The sequence below is a fragment of the Yoonia sp. BS5-3 genome (genome assembly GCF_038069655.2).
GTDB lineage: Bacteria > Pseudomonadota > Alphaproteobacteria > Rhodobacterales > Rhodobacteraceae > Yoonia > Yoonia phaeophyticola.
Map to the genome: position 1 here is coordinate 387,117 of NZ_CP150951.2, position 17,861 is coordinate 404,977.

The window sequence follows — 17,861 nt, forward strand, 5'->3', positions numbered from 1 at the left end:
GGGCGCGCGCCCGTTGCAGCGCTAAGCCCGACGATCACAAAACAGGTGGACCATATGCCTTTGGAAATGAACCGATCCGTCTTTATCACATGCGCTGTGACAGGCTCGGGTGGGACGCAAGACAAATCACCCCATGTGCCGCGCAGCCCCGCGCAGATTGCCAAATCCGCCATTGAGGCGGCCAAGGCCGGTGCCGCGGTTGTGCATTGCCATGTGCGCGATCCTCAGACAGGTGCGCCAAGCCGGGATCTCGCGCTTTATCGCGAGCTGACAGATCGCATTCGCGACGCGGATGTTGATGTTGTGCTGAACCTTACGGCGGGTATGGGCGGCGATATGGTGTTCGGCTCAACCGAAGCGCCATTGCCACTGAATGATGCAGGCACAGATATGGTCGGCGCGACCGAACGGATGGCCCATATTGCCGAATGCCTACCCGAGATTTGCACCCTTGATTGCGGCACGATGAACTTTGCCGAGGCCGATTATGTGATGACCAATACGCCTGGCATGTTGCGCGCGATGGGCCAGATGATGACCGATCTTGGCGTAAAGCCCGAGATTGAGGCCTTTGACACCGGCCATCTTTGGTTCGCCAAGCAGTTGGTGAAAGAAGGTATTTTGACCAGCCCTGCGCTGGTGCAGCTTTGCATGGGTGTACCTTGGGGGGCACCCAATGATCTGAACACGTTTATGGCGATGGTGAACAATGTGCCCTCTGATTGGCACTGGTCCGCGTTCTCGCTTGGCCGCGACCAGATCCCCTATGCCGCGCAGGCCGTTCTGGCCGGGGGCAATGTGCGTGTCGGGCTTGAGGATAACCTTTTCCTGGAAAAAGGCGTGCTCGCCACCAATGCGCAACTGGTCGAACGCGCGGTAGGTGTGATCGAAGGCATGGGCGCAAAAATCATCGGGCCGCAAGCTGTACGCGAACAGCTTGGCCTGACCAAACGCGCCCCTAACGAGGCTGTATCAACATGACGCATAAGGTTGCAATCATTGGGGGCGGCGTCATAGGTGGCGGCTGGGTTGCACGGTTTTTGCTGAATGGCTGGGACGTCGCCGTCTTTGATCCTGACCCGGAGGCAGAGCGCAAGATCAGCGAGGTGTTGTCAAACGCCCGACGCTCCCTACCCTCGCTTTACGACAAGGCATTGCCGCCCGAAGGCTCTTTGCGATTTCATGACGACATAGGCCCGGCTTTGGACGGGGCTGTTTGGGTGCAAGAAAGCGTGCCGGAACGTCTTGAACTGAAACACAAAATCCATAGCCAGATTGTGAATCTTGGGCCTGCGGATGCGATCATCGGCTCGTCCACCTCTGGCTTTAAGCCGTCAGAGCTGAACGCACATGGTGGCAGGGTCATTGTCGCGCATCCATTCAATCCGGTGTATCTGCTGCCGCTGGTAGAGCTGGTCGGCGACGGGCAAACTTGCGCGCGCGCTTCTGATCTTTTGCGCGCGGTCGGTATGTATCCTTTGACCGTGCGCAAGGAAATTGACGCACATATCGGTGACCGCCTGCTAGAGGCGGTCTGGCGCGAAGGGCTGTGGCTGATCAAGGATGGAATCTGCACAACAGAAGAGCTGGACGAAGTGATCCGCATGGGCTTTGGTTTGCGATGGGCGCAAATGGGCTTGTTTGAGACCTATCGCATCGCGGGCGGCGAAGCAGGCATGAAGCACTTCATGGCGCAATTTGGCCCGGCGCTTGAATGGCCCTGGACCAAACTGATGGATGTACCGGAATTTACGGATGAATTGGTCGATCTGATCGCAGATCAGTCCGATGCGCAATCGGGGCACATGTCGATCCGCGCGCTTGAGCGGCTGCGCGATGACAATCTGGTTGGCATGATGCGCGCGCTGAAGAAAACCGGTAGCGGTGCGGGCGGCGTATTAAACGCGCATGAAGCCGCCCTGCCCCAGGCTATCACGCGCGATCTGCCCGTCACTGTTGATCGCACCGTCCCGCAAAGCTGGACCGACTACAACGGCCATATGAACGAAGCCCACTATGTCGAAGCCTCGGCCCAGGCCACGGACCGTTTCATGGAGATGATCGGCGCAGACGCGGAGTATGTGGCGGGCGGCCAAAGCTATTTCACGGTGGAAAACCATGTTTGCTATCTTGATGAAATGAACGAAGGCGACCGGCTGACCATCACCACACAGGTCTTGATGGGCGAAGGGAAAAGGCTGCATCTGTTCCATCGCCTATTGACCGCCGCAGGGGATGTGGCGGCCACCGTCGAAACGATGTTGCTGCATGTTGACCTGACGACCAGACGCACATCCCTACCGTCCGAGGCCGTGGCGGAACGCCTGGGCCAATTTGCCCGAAACCACGCAGATCTGCCGCGACCAGAAAGCGCCGGACGCGGGATAGAAGGCGGCAAGTGATGGCCTGCCCGTTAGCGGCAACTCACGCATGTGTCCGGGGGTGAGGAGCCCAGTTGGCTGAGCTGCAGACAAAAGGGCTCCTATTCGGCGTCGAAACCTTCGGAAACAGATCCCTATGCCCTTAGATGCCCCACGTGTCGACGCGCTTGGCGCAAGTGTTATGTTAAGATGCAGCTCAAACTGACTGGACCCGCGCCCGCCATCACCGTCACCACGAGCAAGGCGGGTGATGGGGCCGCCGTCCTCTAACGTCTTAAGGTGCCGAAATAGCGCTGTGCGGCTTATCTTGCATTCGTCCCCAACCGCTGGGCGCTCGGACTACACCGGCCAGTTTCCTTGTTGTGAAAATTAGCAACATCCTCGCGGCGGGTTTCAAGCCTTTGATATTCGCGGCCCAGATCAATGCGATGCCACTCATAATGCCACCTGCCGTGCCAGAAATAGGCAGCATAGGTGTTTCAAGGTGGAAGAAGACTTTTCGAATTGGCCCTTGAGGTGAGTGCCAGCTCTCTCAACGGCTTTTCTTTGTCTGATATCCCTACACGGCCGTTTCTGATTAACTGAACCGCCTGATTCCCGGATCAGCGATGGCGGAACAAAGCGTGATCCCCACGTGACAGATTTGTGCCAATAGGAAACCTGCGTTCCTGCATCGGTCTGCAAAAGGCTACAATTACCTGCAAGCCGCGTCCCTTTGCCTGTTGCTGTTCTTATTGAGTTTCCGTATGTCCGGCGGTGGGACACCCTTCCCCAACGAAGGGCGCATATCTGTGAGGATACCATCAATGGTAATGACCAAACCGGCGACGCGGCCGGCCAATCCGCGTTTTTCCTCTGGCCCCTGTGCCAAACCCCCTGTCTGGAATCTAGATGCACTGCGCGACGCCCCATTGGGCCGCTCGCACCGCGCGTCTGTCGGCAAAGCGAAGCTGGCCGAAGCGATTGAGCTGACGCGCGACATTCTAGGCATCCCGGCTGATTATCGGATCGGCATCGTACCTGCGTCTGATACCGGCGCATTCGAGATGGCCATGTGGTCGCTCTTGGGTGAACGCCCCGCCGAGATGGTCGCTTGGGAAAGCTTTGGTGCAGGCTGGGTGACGGATGTGGTCAAGCAACTGAAGATCGAGGCGACAACGCACGTGGCCGCTTATGGCGAAATCGTTGATATGGCCGCACTGAATTACGATCATGATATCTGCTTTACCTGGAATGGAACCACATCTGGTGTACGTGTGCCAACCGGCGATGTCATCCCCGGTGACCGGGCGGGTCTGACCCTATGCGATGCGACATCCGCCGCTTTTGCGCAGGCTTTGCCCTGGGAAAAGCTGGATGTCACAACATTCTCTTGGCAGAAGGTTATGGGCGGTGAGGCTGCACACGGGATGCTGGTCCTGTCACCACGGGCAGTCGAACGGCTGGAAAACTATACGCCTGCATGGCCCCTGCCCAAGATTTTCCGGCTGACCAAGGGCGGCAAGTTGATCGAAGGGATTTTCCGGGGCGAGACGATTAACACCCCGTCGATGCTGGCTGTTGAGGACTACCTTGTCGCGCTGAAATGGGGCCGTTCGATCGGCGGGCTGGACGCCTTGATCCATCGGGCTGATGCAAATGCACGGGCAATTTGGAATTTCTGCGCCGAACACGACTGGATTGATAACCTGGCCGTAGATAAAGCGACACGTTCAAATACCTCTGTTTGCCTGAAGTTTACCGATGATCGGATCACGGATGGTGCCGTTTTTGCCAAGGCTGTTGCAAAACGGCTGGAGGCGGAAGGTGTTGCCCTGGATATTGGCGCTTACCGCGATGCACCCGCAGGCCTGCGGATCTGGTGCGGCGCAACGGTTGAGACCTCTGACATCGAAGCCATGCTGCCATGGCTCGCTTGGGCTTTCGAGACTGAAATCGCTGCCCTCTAACCCGAATTTTCTAGAAAATTCGGCCCCAGAACAAATTTCGCGAAATTTGTTCGCGCCGGGCCGACCATAAAGGACAGATAAAATGGCTCCTAAGGTACTTATCTCTGACAAGCTCTCCCCTGCTGCCGTACAGATTTTCAAAGATCGCGGCATCGATGTCGATTTCCAGCCCGATCTGGGCAAGGATAAAGACAAACTGCTCGACATCATCGGACAATATGACGGGCTTGCCATCCGCTCGGCCACCAAAGCCACGGAAAAGATCATCGCAGCTGCCGAAAACCTTAAGGTGATTGGCCGTGCCGGGATCGGTGTGGACAATGTTGATATCCCCGCCGCATCCAAGAAGGGGATCATCGTGATGAACACGCCCTTCGGAAATTCCATCACAACCGCCGAGCACGCCATTTCCATGATGATGGCCGTCGCCCGCCAAATCCCCGAGGCCAACGCATCGACCCATGCCGGCAAATGGGAAAAATCCCGCTTCATGGGGGTGGAACTAACAGGCAAGACGCTTGGCATCATCGGCGCCGGTAATATCGGTTCTATCGTGATTGACCGTGCGCAAGGGCTGCGGATGAAGGTCGTCGCCTATGACCCATTCCTGTCCGAAGAGCGGGCCGTTGAAATCGGCGTCGAAAAGCTGGAGCTGGACGAATTGCTGGCCCGTGCTGATTTCATCACCATGCACGTCCCCTTGACCGAGCAGACCAAAAACATTCTGTCTGCCGAAAACATCGCGAAACTGAAAAAAGGCGTGCGGATCGTGAACTGCGCACGCGGCGGTCTGGTGGACGAGGCCGCATTGGCCGACGCACTGAAATCCGGCCATGTGGCTGGCGCGGCCTTTGATGTGTTCGCGGTTGAGCCCGCAACGGACAGCCCGCTTTTCAACCTGCCTAATGTGGTTGTCACCCCGCATTTGGGCGCTGCAACGACCGAGGCACAAGAAAACGTGGCCCTACAGGTTGCCGAACAGATGTCAGATTACCTGCTGACGGGGGCCGTGCAGAACGCGCTGAACATGCCATCGGTGACAGCCGAAGAGGCCAAGGTCATGGGACCTTGGATCAAACTGACCGAACATCTGGGCAACTTCATTGGCCAAATGACGGATGAGCCGATCAAAGCGATCAACATCCTGTTTGACGGCGAAGCATCCGAGCTGAACCTCAAGGCCCTGTCTGCTGCGACAATCGCGGGCATCATGACCAAGGCGAACCCTGACACCAATATGGTCAGCGCGCCCGTGATCGCCAAAGAGCGTGGGATCAAAGTCTCGACCACAAAGCAGGATCAATCCGGCGCGTTTGAGGGTTATGTGAAAGTCACTGTGGTCACCGAAAAGCGGGAACGGTCGGTCGCGGGCACCGTGTTCAGCGATGGAAAGCCGCGCTTTATCCAGATCAAAGGCATCAATATCGATGCCGAGGTCGGCGCGCATATGCTTTACACCACCAATAAAGATCGTCCGGGTATCATCGGCACGCTTGGCAGCATCATGGGACAGAACAACGTGAATATCGCGAACTTCACGCTGGGTCGGTCCGAGGCGAATGGCGAAGCAATCGCGCTGCTTTATGTGGACGAGCCTGTTCCGGCAGAAGCCATCGAGGCGCTTGGGGCAACCGGCCAGTTCCAGCAGGTCAAGCCGCTTAGCTTTAGCGTGTGATCGCATGACGGAAACGGTTTATGCTATCGGCGATATTCATGGTCAGAAGGCCATGCTTGATCATGCACTTGCGCTGATCGAGGCCGATGGCGGGCCGGATGCTCAGATCATCTTTCTGGGCGACTACACTGATCGCGGCCCGGACAGCCGGGGCGTGATCGACACGCTGATAGGTGGCCTGAACGCAGGGCGTAACTGGACCTGTCTTATGGGCAATCACGACCGGATGTTCGCGCGTTTCGTCCGGGATGGTACGGAACATGACGCCCGGGTGAAATCCGGGCTAAGCTGGTTTAACCCCCGCCTCGGCGGGGCCGCCACCTTGGAATCTTACGGAGTGACATCCGATACGTTACCGCTGCTCGAGAAACGGCATGACGGACTGGAATGGCTAGTTGGCTATCCTATGAACGTCTACGTGCAACAACCGGATACTGTACACAAGCTTGCCAAATCAGCCGTGCCTGAAAGCCATCTGACATTTCTGGAAAAATTGCCACGCTATTATCAAACCGATGATCTGATCTTTGTGCATGCGGGGCTGCGCATGGAGCTGCCGCTGGAATGGCAAGACCCTGACGATCTGATTTGGATCCGCGATGGGTTTCTTGAAAGCCGGATCAATTATGGCAAGCTGATCGTTCACGGGCACACGGCACTGGATTACCCCCAGCATTTTGGAAACCGGGTCGATTTGGACGGGGGCGCAGGCTATGGACGCCCGTTGATACCCGCTGTGCTCGAAGGCCAAGATTGCTGGCTTTTGACGGATAAGGGACGCGTTGCACTGCGTCCATAGGCCTGCATCGGATCCGCCATGCCGTGCAAACTAGAACGAACCGCTGACGCAGTCGGTGCCATCAACGAAATTGCACATCTCATATGTCAGCGTAAACGTGGCCTCTTTGGTTGAGGTCCAGCTGGCATCGAATGTCCGCCGGACAACCCCATTTTCGGCCTCGGCAATATAGCCTTCACCCGAACAATCGGACCGCTCGGTATAGCGGATGACATTCCCGTCGCCGCCATTGCCCTCATAGGTCTCTGTTCCATCGCCTGCGCGGCTCCAAGACGAGGTTGTGACCGTGCCACCCTTTGTCGATGTCAGTGTCATATCATCATAGCTACGGTTCCCGACCACGATTGTATTCACCACACCATCCTCTTCGTCGATCAGGGTAAATGACAATCGTTCGCCGGTCCGGGTGACATCCTCAACCTTTTGACTGGCGCCGAATAGGAAATTCGTTCGGCAGCCCGTCGCATCGTAGGCCTCATAGGAACACGGCACCATAAGCAGTGGGACAAACGCATCATGGATCGCAAAGCTGCTGAATTTTCCCAAAGCCAAGAGATCCGGCAGATCTTCGGTGTCAAAATCACGGTCCATCTTTTCGGCGACAGCCGGATAACTATGCGCGCTGAAGATGATAAAGGGCGCATCATCGCTTGGGTCAAAATCCACGCCATGGCAGGCCCGCAAAGCCGCACTGCTTTGTGCTGCAGCCACTGTTGGGATGATGCAGAGAAGGCCAACCGCCTTGCGCAATATTGATGGCATTATCTTTCCTTTCATGTCGCGACTTGCGCGCCGTCCTAATCCCGCCTGATCACACCCGTCACAGCTGCGGCCCCAATCGCCGTGACAATCCAACCTAGCGCAATCAGCCACCAGCGCGCCCACCATAGCACCTGCCCCCATGGCCCGCGCGTCGTTGATGGCGCCCAGGATGCCTCTTGCCCCAGTGAAACAATCGGGACCACCAGATCAACGGCATAGGACAGGGCGTGGAAGGTTTCATAGTCGCGCCCGGGGGTCAGGATCGGCGTGCCATCAGCCGAGAGCATATATTTATCCGACCAGACCTGCGCGGGGTTCATGATCCGTTCATCTGCGGCCAATGCTTGCCACCCTTCGGACATCAGGATCGGACCAGCCGTCGGGGCGAAATCGCCCTTGTTCCATGCGTTGCTGGCCAGCATCCAGCCGATCAGCACAAGTGCGGCAAGCACGACAAAGCTCCGTTCAGGGCGGTGTCCATATCCGACAACAAAGCGGAGCACCCCATCGGCGATCACACTGCCGAAATGGCGACCGCGGCTACGGAAATTATGCCAGCGCTGCTCGCCCCGGAACTGCCGCTGGGCATAGGCCAGGGTCAGATCACCGACATCCAGATCAGCGGGGTTCTCGGGATGAAGCAGAACCAGACGGGCGACATTGTCGTCATTGGGCCGGCGCGTCTGCAAGCTCTGCACAGCCTCGGGACGGGCATCAGCAGGCATCTGGCTGGCCGCGAGCAAGTCACGCCGCCAGGCCCGTTCACGCGCCCAGCGGGTGCGCGAGGCTTTGCGCTGTTCCTGTTCCTTGGCGGTCATAATCGCGCGGGCATGCGACCGGTGGCCAGTGTCCCGCAGAAGCTTGGCCAGCTGCTCATAGGGTTGCGGATAAAACTCGCGGCGGGACACGGCACCTTGTTTGAGCCAGACCAATCGGTCGGGCACATCAATACCGCCATGCAGCACATCATAGATAAAGCCACTTAGAAACAGCCCATCACAAAGCGCCCAGCTTTCCGGATCATCCCACAGATCGCCGACATGGGCCGAGGTCAGATCCACGATCCCCGACACCCCCTTAATATTGCGCCAAATGAAGCCTTCACGGACAATCAGACGCTGCGCATTCAGCGCATTTCTGTCCGGGCTGCGCATCTCTGCATGGCCGCAATCCAAAACGCCGTTCACCTCAGCCCCCAAAAAGCTGACGTCACCCAAGGTGCTGACATAGCGCAGGGAAACATCGCCGCGTATCACCGCGCTTTGGGCGTTTAGCGCATGCGCACCCGGGTTATGAAAAGCCGCACCGGTGCAGACAAGCTGACCACCGATACGGGCGCCCAGAAGGCTGACCAATCCGGTCGCGGTTGTCCCTTCCAGCAGAACGCTACTGGCAACGTGCAAGCCCTGGGCTTTGAAGGCCGAACTTCCTTCATTGCGCAAAACTGCGTGGGTGCAGGACAGATGGCCGCGAATATCGCCCCCCGAAAGCGAGACCTTCCCGTCAATCCGGCTGCCATTGAAAGTGACGTTCCCCTTGATCTGAAGCCGGGCCGCGTTCAGCCCTGCGGCCAGGGTACATCCGACAAGCGCCAGCCCATCGGCATTCAACTGTAACAATTGCGGGGTCTCGGCGATGTAACAATTGAACAGATCGACCGGGCCGCGCGCGGTGGTAAAGCTGAGATCCAGGACACCGCTGATCCAGGCGCCGTTGACCGTAATGCCCGATGGCTGCGTGCGGAAATCATTGCACCCGCCCAGGATCAGATAGCGTAGCAGGGTCGCCCGGATCTGGACGGACTTGGCCTTTAAATTGGGAACGGTCAGGCTGATTTGCGCTGTTTTGCCTTGTTCTGCGGCCTCCAGCAGGATCAGCTCGGCCGGGGTCAGCAGGTCATCGTCGCGTAATTGAACCACCTGGGCCCATTTCGTGATCAAATGCAGGTCTTCAAAACTCATACGGCTAGGCTAGGCGGGGATCGCAAAGCCCGCAACGAAGAATTAAGTTTTGGCCTTGCATGATGACCTGCACGGCACGAGGACCCCGCACACACGAACGATCACTCCCGCGAGAGGCCATCTACGCAGACAGGGTCCAAGCGGTTATCCATTTTCCACGCACCCCGACTCAAAAGGAGACCCCTCGTGAAGTGGCTACTTGCACCCGCCTTTGTGGCGCTCAGCTCAACCATCGCCCTGGCTGGCGATCAATATGTTGACGAAACCGGCTTTGCCGTCTCTGGCTACGACGTTGTGGCCTATTTCGATCTGGCACAATCGCCCGTTGGCACCGCGCAACCCGAAGCGGTCCCCGGCAATGCCGATATCACGGCCGAATATAATGGCGCGACGTTCGCCTTTTCGACCGAAGAAAACCGTGATGCATTCCTGGCAAACCCTGCCCGTTTTGCACCTGCCTATGACGGGCACTGCGCCTACGGCGTCTCGCGCGGCGGCAAGGTTCCAGCAAACCCCAACCTGTGGCGGATCGTGGATGACACGCTATATCTGAACATTACCAAAAATGTGGTTGGGTTCTGGGAAGAAGACATTCCCGGCAACATCACCCTTGCCGAAGGCAACTGGGGTGGGATCGAACCTGACCCGGCATCAGAAAACACCATTCCCAGCTTTTCTTCCACGGCACCTTTGAACTAGGCTGCCATTATGATGCTTCCACGCCGATCGTTTCTCGCCCTTGGCGGTACTGCAACTGTCGGCGTGGGGGGCTACGCGGTCTTCCGCTTTTCCTTTGCAAGGGCAGAGACTGCAGCCATACTCACCCCGCCCGAGGCACTTATCGCCGCAACGGCGGGGGATATCCTGCTTGTCGATATCCGCCGCCCGGATGAATGGCAACAGACAGGCATTGCCGCACCCGCGCATCCTATTGATATGCGCGACGACGACTTTCTAGATCAGTTACGCACGCTTCGCACAGCGACAACACAGCCCATTGCCGTCATATGCGCCCGGGGCGTTCGCTCGGCCCGGCTGACGCGGCGCCTGGAAGAGGCGCAGCTTGGGCCCATCATTGATATTCCCGAGGGCATGCTTGGCTCGGTCGCCGGCCCCGGTTGGCTGGAACGGGGGCTTCCCACGCGAAAGGTGGATTAATGCGCAATTTCATTGCCGGAATCATCGCCGCGATCGGGTTTGGCACAACGGCGCAGGCCTGTTCTATCGACACGGCCTGCTCGGTCGGCGCCCGCGATTATTACATCGCGATGCCCGAACAAACGGGCGAGCCCGTCCCTGCCGTTGTCTATTTGCATGGGGCCGGCGGCAGCGGCGCAGGCGCATTACGTAACCGCACCATGGTATCAGCTTTTAACGCGCGTGGCTTTGCGGTGATTGCACCTGATGGGGTAGCGCGCGCCGGGCGTAATGGGCGCGGCTGGGGGTTTCATCCCAGCTCTGGCAGGCAGATGGATGAGGTCGCTTTTCTGATCGCGGTCCGGGATGATGCAATCGCCCGGTTTGGGCTTGATACGGATCAGATCGTGCTGGGCGGTTTTTCCATCGGTGGCTCGATGGCCGCTTATACGGCCTGCCTCGCACCGGATGCGTTTTCAGCCTATGCGCCCATGGGCGGCAATTTCTGGCGGCCACATCCGGTGGAATGTGAAGGGCCTGTGCGCCTTTTACACACCCATGGTTGGACCGATGGCACCGTCCCGCTTGAAGGGCGGGTTTTGAACAATGTGCCTGCAAATGATCCGGGTGCACGGGCGCAGGGCGATGTCTTTCATGCCATGTCGATCTGGCGCGAAACCAATGAATGCATGTATCTTAAGGCCGATCGCTTTGTCACCGAAGGCGCATTCTGGCGTCGCATCTGGGACAGATGTGCAGATGGTACGGCCTTGGAATTGGCGATTTTCCCAGGTGGGCACCGTGTCCCGCAAGGCTGGGCAGATCTGGTTGTTGATTGGTTTGAGGACCTCTGATGCTTGTGATTGCGATATCTGTCGTAGGCGGCGTGCTTGGTGCATGCCTTCCGCTGCGCTGGGGGCTGATTGGCTTTCTTAGCAGCGTCTTTTTGCTGTTTGCCCTGCAGGCCGGGATCAACGTGGCTGGCGGCTTTGCCGGTGCCTCGATTGAGGAAAGCCTGCTGTTGTTTAACGGCTCATACCTGTCTTATCTGGGGTTTAACCTGCAGATCACATATCGGGCCTTCACCGGGCCAATTCTGGCCCTGACCATCCCTTTCATATTCCGCCTATTCCGCCGCGATTGACCCTGGCCCAGCAGGCCGGTCCAGCAGGATCGCCTTCATCCAAGCCCGCTCGCGCCTGGCCAGTTTGACGATCTTGGGTTCAATCAATGTATGCGGGGTATCAAGCCGAATAACGCGCGATGCGGCATTCGCGACCGGTACCGAACTGAGCCTGGACAGCGGCACCGCAGCCGCCAGACTGATCGCGATGGGCAGGATCAGCAGCGACACATCCGCAAAGATCACACCGCCCAGCAGCGCGGTGCCGAACACCGTCTCAATCCAGTGAAAGCGCAAGCTGGCCCACCAGCCATAACCACCACTGCCGCGGTTTTGCGGGGACCACCCACCGCCCAGCCCCAGCAGCGCATGGAAGGTAGCAATCGTGTGCTGGACCATCATGATCGGCGCGTAAAGGACAGCTAGGAACAGCTCAATCATGATCGACCCGATATAGACCCGGCGCGATCCATATGCGGTCCGGGTGCGTGGCTGCAGGCCAAAAATGACGGCGCCGGCGATCTTCGGGAAAAGCAGCATGCCATAAACAAATAGCAAAAAGAACCAGGCCATATTCGTGGTCGCTTCGGGCCAGATCGGCATCAAAGGATTGGCCTGCGAAAAATAGCCGACCGCGCTGTCATCACGGACGCTGACAAAGGCCCAAAGGACAATGGCCGCCAGCCAGGCAGGCGACATCAAGAAGGCCAAGGCACCCTGCAACAAATGCACGCGCGATATCATGTGAAAGCCCCGCGCGGCCAGAATACGCAGATGCTGCATATTACCGTGACACCAGCGCCGGTCACGCAGCGCGTAATCGATCAGGGTCTGCGGGGTCTCTTCATAGCTGCCGGTCACGCGGGGCAACAAACGCACCGCCCAGCCCGCACGGCGCAGCATTCCGGCCTCAACAAAGTCATGGCTGAGCAACAATTGCGAGGTCCCGCGCCATCCGCGCAAATATGGCAACCGGGCGCTTTCGGCAAAAGCGCGGGTGCGGATGATTGCGTTATGCCCCCAATAATTACCCTCTTGCTGGGACCAGCTGGACAGGCCTTCGGCAACCAGCCAGCCATAGACCGAATTGGAAAACTGCTGCACACGGCCAAACAGGGTCTCGGCGCCAATCAGCATCGGGCGGCTTTGGATCAAACCGGCCGAGGGATCAGCGGCCAAAGCACTGGCCAAATGGCGGATGGCGCGGCCGCTCATCAGACTGTCAGCATCCAAAACCAGCATGGCGTCATAAGCGGCGCCCCAATTCTCAATCCAATCGGCGATATTGCCGACTTTCTTGTCGGTATTTTCGCTGCGGCGGCGATAGTGGACCTCAATACTGCCAGCCATGTCACGTTTGAGCGCGGCGAAAGCGCGCTCTTCCAAGGCGGCGATGTCAGGATCGCGTGTATCGGACAGAATGAACAGACTATAGCGCCCGGCGCCCGGACCATTGGCCAACTCGCGCAGCATGGCCGAAGCATTGCCGAACACATCCCAGGGCGGTTCATTATAGACGGGCACCAACAGGGCCACATCCATCTGGATCTGCGCGGGATCATGGCGCATCACCCTGCCCCGGGTCAGCATGAAACTGACCAGACCAAGACAGGCCGTCGTGACCGAAAAGATCAGCCAAAGCGACGTCAGCGCGACCAGCGCGACGACCGCCGCGTCGACCTTGGACACACCACCCTGGCTTAGATATTGGATCAGCCAATAACAAATCATCGCGCTCAGCACGATTGTCGGACCAAAAGCCGCCAGACGCCACAGGCGCACACCGGTCCGGCCAGGCGAGGCCCCGATATCACGCTTATGGGTGACCTTCGAAAAGGTCTGCGGCGACATCGCAAGCGGCGCGCGCGCAGGCATATCAGCGGCGGCATAAGGCATTATGCGGTCCACCGGTAGAGCCACACTTCGCTCAGCGGGGCGCCGTTCAGACGCAGCTGGGCGCGGAATTCGATCTGGGTCTCTTCGCCGGGTTCAAACTTGAACGCCAGACGCGGGCCGTTGGTTTCAGGGTTGCGCTGCAACACGCCCGATGACACCTCACCGGCGCTGCCTTGGACAACGATGTCCACCTCGCTCAAGTCTTCTGGTACCGCCTCGCCTGCGGCAAAATCAATCAGCACGATCGTGCCGCGATTTTCAAAGGCCGAGCCGATCATCGTATTCAGGACAATCAGCCCCTCACCGTAATTGACCTCTTCGCCCCAAGTCAGGCGATAGGAATAAGTGGCCTGGGCCCCGGCCTGCACCCCATTGGCGGGACGCCAATAGCAGACGATATTGTCAAAAATCTCAGACGGTGTCGGTATTTCGATCAGCGCGACCGACCCGCGACCCCAATCGCCTTTGGGTTCGATCCAGACACCGGGGCGGCGATGATAAAGCGCCTCCAGATCCGCAAAATCGCTGTATTCGCGGGCGCGCTGCATCAGCCCGAACCCTTTGGGATTGTTATCGACAAAGGCACTGATTTGCAGATTGGTTGGGTTGGCCAATGGGCGCCAAATCGTCTCGCCCGCGCCATTCATGATCTGCAGACCGTCTGAATCATGCACTGCCGGGCGGAAATCGGTAAACCGATGCCGGTTTGTCTGATCATATTGAAACATCGACGTCAGAGGCGCGATACCGACATTATCGATATCACGACGGGGGAACAGATGCGCTGTTACGTCCATGGTCAAAGGACTGCCGGGCGTGATCTCAAACCGGTAGGCCCCTGCACAGCTGGGGCCATCCAAAAGCGCATGCAGCACAAAAGTCGTGGCGCCCGGGCTTGGTTTTTCCAGCCAGAAAGACCGGAAATCGGGAAATTCTTCGCCATCGGGGCTGGCCGTATCAATCGCAAGCCCGCGTGCCGACAGCCCATAAATATTGCCCGTGCCAATCGCGCGGAAATAGCTGGCACCCTGAAAAACAGCAAATTCCTGATAAATTCCCTGTTTTTCCAGCTCGGCGCGCAGACGCAATCCTGAATAGCCCAGCGTGTCATCCTGCGGCAAATCAGGGAATTTGTCGGTCGTGTCGAAAACACCAAAATCAAAGCGCAAAGGACGCGCTTCGCCATTTTCGACAACCGAAATGTCAATCGGGAAAGGAAAATAAAGCCCGGGCGCAAACACATCCATGCGCAGCGGGGTTTCATCCTGATTTTGCCAAAGCGCGTTGCGGCCATCAAACCAGATGGTCTGATAATCCTCAAAGCTGATATTGGTCCATTCCTCGGGAATGCGCGCGCGCGGCTGGAAATCATGATCGGCCAGCATCCGGGCGAGATCGATCACATCATCAGGATTGAACGGAACACCGGGATCGGTCTGCAAACCCGGCTCTTCCTGGGTCTGCGCAAAGGCAGGGGTTCCCACCAAGGCCGCAAGACTGGCTACAAATTCACGCCGCAGCATTGCTCTGCCTCCTTGTTTTCCATGGTTGGGATTTAAACCAAGCCGCCAGATAGGCAATGCCGATGATCGCAGCAAATCCGATTGCGTTGACCAGAACCATCGTGGCATGCGAACGCCCCATCAGGTCAAACATCACGCCCATCAGCCGGGCGAAGAACATCGAGAAGACAAAGACAGCAAGCGATTGCTGACCCACTTTCATGATAACCGCCAGCACCATGGCCCAGATTTGCGCGCCGATACCGCCGCCCTCACGGGCCCTGATCCGCGCGCCCATTGGACCGGCCAAAAACCAGGCCACATAGGCCAGCGCAAGGAATTGGACGTAACGCAAAATCCCGAAATCGGATTTGAAGAACAGCGCCGAATTTGCACTGCGCCAATCGCGGGCCCAATCCAGATCCAATTCGCGCGTGCCGATATTGGACAGCGGAATATTCGCCAACACGACAGCCAGCGCGACCAGAAACAACCACCCCGCGCGCGGCGGCGCGGGCAGCCAGCGCATCATAAAGGCAAAGCCGGTGAAGAAGACCAGCTGCCAGCCGAACGGGTTAAAGAACCATGTGCGCTCTGACCAGGGCTCGGCCGGGAAATCAAGGGCGAAGGCCTCGAGCCCGATCATTTCCAAAATGCGGCCCTGCGCGAAGGCCCACAGGATGAACATCGCCGCAAAGACCAGCCCGACATGGGCGCGCGACAACAAGACCATCAGCGGCAGCATCGCCAGAATGACCAGATACATCGGCAAAATGTCAAAGTAATTGGGCACATATGTCAGGGTCAAAAGCCCCAAAAGGTTGGTCTGCGCGTTGTTGAAAAACGGATGCAGGTTCAACTGCCCAACATAATCGCGCCCATCGGGGAAGATGCCGTTTAGCGCGACCATCGTGGCCGCAATGGCAAAGAACAGGGCGATATGCGCCCAATAGACCTGCCAGGTCCGAAAAGCCACGCGCGCGGTGCCCATCCACATGCCCCGCTTGGCAAACACAGCGCCAAAAGCGATGGCCGATGCCATGCCCGAACAGAATACGAAAATCTCGGTCGCGTCCGAAAAGCCCCATCGGGCCGGAATCCAACGTGTGACCCAATTGCCGGGTGTATGCGCGATCAGGATGATAAACATCGCAATCCCGCGAAAGAAATCCAGCCGCACATCGCGCGTTGTTGCCGCCGGTTTGGCGGCGGCTGCGGAATGTGGCGTAGTCGCAGTCGTTGCGCCATGGGGCGCTGCGGTCCCTGCTGCTAAAGTCGTGGTCTGCACCGTCTTGTCCTGATACCGATCTTATTCTGCTGCGGTCGATTGCGCGCCATAGCTGCGAAGCTGGCCAAGCTGCTGCATCCGCGATGCGGCAAAGCTGTCTTCACACCCGGCGCGCAATGCCGTCCGGGCGCGCAATAGCACCTCTGTCTCAGCAAGGCGACCCGCCCGCAATCCGGCCTCAATTGTCAGACGCTCAAAGACGTCGCGCTGCGCATGGCTACCGCCCATGGCCTGAAAATCAGGCTTTGCAGTGCTCAGATGGGCAAAGGCCTCGGCATAGTTTGCTTCGCCAAAAGCGGCCAGACCCGTTGCCGCAGCCTTGCCCGGCGACAACATCACCTGCGCCATATCGCCATCCTTGCGGGCATTCTGGGCGACTTGCGCGGTCAGCCGGTCCGTTGCATCCGCGCGGGTGTCGCCGATCAGGGCCAGCATGTAATGCATATCGGCAAAGGTCAGGCAGCCGTCATCGGTCCGGCTTTCGGCCAGATCGGCCAGCTCAACCCAGCGATCACCGACATCGATCCCTTCCAGCTCAAGCCGCATCAAAAGCGAGCTGGCATTGGAAAAGTCGCGGTAATCATCGGTTTTTTCATCGCGGACCTTGCTGTCATACAGATCCAGAACCGTGGGAATGTCCCCTTGATCAAGATGCAAAAGGGCCTTGTGCCACCAGACGTGGAAGCGGAAATTGTTGCAATGGCTCCAGGCGGATAGATTGTTGTCAATCAGGCTGATCCCCTGATCCGTCCGGTGGGTCATGTCATAGACATGGGCAACCGCATGCAGACCCCAGGCGTCATCCTTGGCGAATTCCAAGCCGCGCAGACCGGCACGTTCAGCAGCCTCGTACTGGCCCATTTCCTCAAGGGCAAAGGCATGACAGCCCAGCACATAGCCATAAAGGGGATGGGCCGGATCATGGGCAGGCAGAACCTGCTCAACCGCGTGCAGCATGCCGCGATTATCACCCAGCATAAAGCGAATACCATGGGACAGTTTCATGCTGATCGTATCGGCCGGGTTCAGGCGCACGGCCTCTTCCATGCGGGTAATCGCAGCCGAAGGACGGCCTACCAGCCAATCATCAAGGGCAGCACACCACAAACACTCGCGCTTTGTGGTGCCGCCAAGGGCCAAGGCACGGGCCGCTTCAACCTGTGCGGCCTGTGCTGGGGCAATCATCTCACTGCGGCCAAGCATCAAACAGGCCAACCCGCGCATGGCATGGCCCATGGCAAAGTCGGGCGCATGTTTGATCAATGCACCCAGATGATCACCGGTTGACTGACCATGTGACAACACACCCAGAATGACACCATTCCAAGCGTCCAAAGCGGGCGCGCTGTCCAAGCTCACCTGGCAAGTGCTGATATCTGTCAACATGT

Annotated in this window: 15 protein-coding genes; 9 read left to right on the forward strand and 6 right to left on the reverse strand. The window is 58.2% G+C overall.

All coding sequences use genetic code 11. The features are described 5' to 3' along the window. Positions 1-54 precede the first annotated feature (54 nt). The 5 genes from AABB29_RS02030 to AABB29_RS02050 all read left to right on the forward strand — a co-directional run bounded on the left by AABB29_RS02030 (position 55) and on the right by AABB29_RS02050 (position 6,804). Positions 55-981: a 3-keto-5-aminohexanoate cleavage protein gene (locus tag AABB29_RS02030; protein ID WP_341369017.1), complete on the forward strand. Its 927-nt coding sequence runs from the start codon at positions 55-57 to the stop codon at positions 979-981. Further along, a complete protein-coding gene (locus AABB29_RS02035) occupies positions 978-2,402 on the forward strand; it encodes a carnitine 3-dehydrogenase (RefSeq protein WP_341368530.1) in 1,425 nt (474 codons plus the stop codon). Before AABB29_RS02030 ends, AABB29_RS02035 begins: the two co-directional genes overlap by 4 nt. Positions 2,403-3,187: 785 nt before the next feature. Next, positions 3,188-4,330 carry a phosphoserine transaminase gene (locus AABB29_RS02040; RefSeq protein ID WP_373636750.1) on the forward strand — a complete coding sequence of 381 codons (1,143 nt, stop codon included), beginning with the start codon at positions 3,188-3,190 and terminating at the stop codon, positions 4,328-4,330. An 82-nt stretch (positions 4,331-4,412) separates the two neighbouring features. Next, positions 4,413-6,005 (forward strand): phosphoglycerate dehydrogenase, encoded by a 1,593-nt coding sequence (gene serA, locus AABB29_RS02045; RefSeq protein ID WP_341368529.1) that lies wholly within the window; start codon positions 4,413-4,415, stop codon positions 6,003-6,005. Between the two features lie 4 nt (positions 6,006-6,009). Next, positions 6,010-6,804: a metallophosphoesterase gene (locus AABB29_RS02050; protein ID WP_341368528.1), complete on the forward strand. Its 795-nt coding sequence runs from the start codon at positions 6,010-6,012 to the stop codon at positions 6,802-6,804. Positions 6,805-6,834: 30 nt separating this feature from the next. Here AABB29_RS02050 and AABB29_RS02055 read toward each other — a convergent pair whose 3' ends face one another. Next, positions 6,835-7,566: a hypothetical protein gene (locus AABB29_RS02055; protein WP_341368527.1), complete on the reverse strand. Its 732-nt coding sequence runs from the start codon at positions 7,564-7,566 to the stop codon at positions 6,835-6,837. 35 nt (positions 7,567-7,601) lie between these two features. Beyond that, a complete protein-coding gene (locus AABB29_RS02060) occupies positions 7,602-9,527 on the reverse strand; it encodes a hypothetical protein (RefSeq protein ID WP_341368526.1) in 1,926 nt (641 codons plus the stop codon). Positions 9,528-9,713: 186 nt separating this feature from the next. Here AABB29_RS02060 and AABB29_RS02065 point away from each other — a divergent pair, with 186 nt between their 5' ends. From AABB29_RS02065 to AABB29_RS02080, 4 genes are read left to right on the forward strand one after another with little or no spacing between them, the layout of a single operon-like run. Continuing rightward, entirely contained in the window at positions 9,714-10,226 is a 513-nt protein-coding gene (locus AABB29_RS02065) for a YHS domain-containing (seleno)protein (protein ID WP_341368525.1), read from the forward strand. 9 nt (positions 10,227-10,235) lie between these two features. Beyond that, positions 10,236-10,685 (forward strand): rhodanese-like domain-containing protein, encoded by a 450-nt coding sequence (locus tag AABB29_RS02070; protein ID WP_341368524.1) that lies wholly within the window; start codon positions 10,236-10,238, stop codon positions 10,683-10,685. Beyond that, positions 10,685-11,518: an alpha/beta fold hydrolase gene (locus AABB29_RS02075; protein ID WP_341368523.1), complete on the forward strand. Its 834-nt coding sequence runs from the start codon at positions 10,685-10,687 to the stop codon at positions 11,516-11,518. Before AABB29_RS02070 ends, AABB29_RS02075 begins: the two co-directional genes overlap by 1 nt. Beyond that, on the forward strand, positions 11,518-11,808 hold the full coding sequence (locus tag AABB29_RS02080; RefSeq protein ID WP_341368522.1) for a hypothetical protein: 291 nt from the start codon (positions 11,518-11,520) through the stop codon (positions 11,806-11,808). Before AABB29_RS02075 ends, AABB29_RS02080 begins: the two co-directional genes overlap by 1 nt. Here the strand turns inward: AABB29_RS02080 and mdoH are convergent. The 4 genes from mdoH to AABB29_RS02100 are packed head-to-tail and all read right to left on the reverse strand — an operon-like array spanning position 11,791 to position 17,859. Continuing rightward, positions 11,791-13,683 carry a glucans biosynthesis glucosyltransferase MdoH gene (gene mdoH, locus AABB29_RS02085; protein WP_341368521.1) on the reverse strand — a complete coding sequence of 631 codons (1,893 nt, stop codon included), beginning with the start codon at positions 13,681-13,683 and terminating at the stop codon, positions 11,791-11,793. The two genes, AABB29_RS02080 and mdoH, sit on opposite strands and share 18 nt — an antisense overlap. After that, the gene (locus tag AABB29_RS02090; RefSeq protein WP_341368520.1) at positions 13,683-15,206 is read right to left on the reverse strand and encodes a glucan biosynthesis protein G; all 1,524 of its coding nucleotides are present in this window, start codon (positions 15,204-15,206) and stop codon (positions 13,683-13,685) included. Before AABB29_RS02090 ends, mdoH begins: the two co-directional genes overlap by 1 nt. Beyond that, positions 15,193-16,473 (reverse strand): OpgC family protein, encoded by a 1,281-nt coding sequence (locus AABB29_RS02095; protein WP_373636751.1) that lies wholly within the window; start codon positions 16,471-16,473, stop codon positions 15,193-15,195. The genes AABB29_RS02090 and AABB29_RS02095 overlap by 14 nt, the downstream gene beginning before the upstream one ends. Before the next feature lie 21 nt (positions 16,474-16,494). Further along, positions 16,495-17,859, reverse strand: a complete 1,365-nt coding sequence (locus AABB29_RS02100) for a tetratricopeptide repeat protein (RefSeq protein ID WP_341368519.1) — start codon at positions 17,857-17,859, stop codon at positions 16,495-16,497. Positions 17,860-17,861 lie beyond the last annotated feature (2 nt).

Bases quoted from the DNA above. Each gene is read 5' to 3' on its own strand.
- AABB29_RS02035 (WP_341368530.1), top strand. From the start codon at position 978: ATGACGCATAAGGTTGCAATCATTGGGGGCGGCGTCATAGGTGGCGGC.
- AABB29_RS02040 (WP_373636750.1), top strand. From the start codon at position 3,188: ATGGTAATGACCAAACCGGCGACGCGGCCGGCCAATCCGCGTTTTTCC.
- serA (WP_341368529.1), top strand. From the start codon at position 4,413: ATGGCTCCTAAGGTACTTATCTCTGACAAGCTCTCCCCTGCTGCCGTA.
- AABB29_RS02030 (WP_341369017.1), top strand. From the start codon at position 55: ATGCCTTTGGAAATGAACCGATCCGTCTTTATCACATGCGCTGTGACA.
- mdoH (WP_341368521.1), bottom strand. From the start codon at position 13,683: ATGCCTTATGCCGCCGCTGATATGCCTGCGCGCGCGCCGCTTGCGATG.
- AABB29_RS02050 (WP_341368528.1), top strand. From the start codon at position 6,010: ATGACGGAAACGGTTTATGCTATCGGCGATATTCATGGTCAGAAGGCC.
- AABB29_RS02100 (WP_341368519.1), bottom strand. From the start codon at position 17,859: ATGTTGACAGATATCAGCACTTGCCAGGTGAGCTTGGACAGCGCGCCC.
- AABB29_RS02060 (WP_341368526.1), bottom strand. From the start codon at position 9,527: ATGAGTTTTGAAGACCTGCATTTGATCACGAAATGGGCCCAGGTGGTT.
- AABB29_RS02070 (WP_341368524.1), top strand. From the start codon at position 10,236: ATGATGCTTCCACGCCGATCGTTTCTCGCCCTTGGCGGTACTGCAACT.
- AABB29_RS02075 (WP_341368523.1), top strand. From the start codon at position 10,685: ATGCGCAATTTCATTGCCGGAATCATCGCCGCGATCGGGTTTGGCACA.
- AABB29_RS02055 (WP_341368527.1), bottom strand. From the start codon at position 7,566: ATGCCATCAATATTGCGCAAGGCGGTTGGCCTTCTCTGCATCATCCCA.
- AABB29_RS02080 (WP_341368522.1), top strand. From the start codon at position 11,518: ATGCTTGTGATTGCGATATCTGTCGTAGGCGGCGTGCTTGGTGCATGC.
- AABB29_RS02090 (WP_341368520.1), bottom strand. From the start codon at position 15,206: ATGCTGCGGCGTGAATTTGTAGCCAGTCTTGCGGCCTTGGTGGGAACC.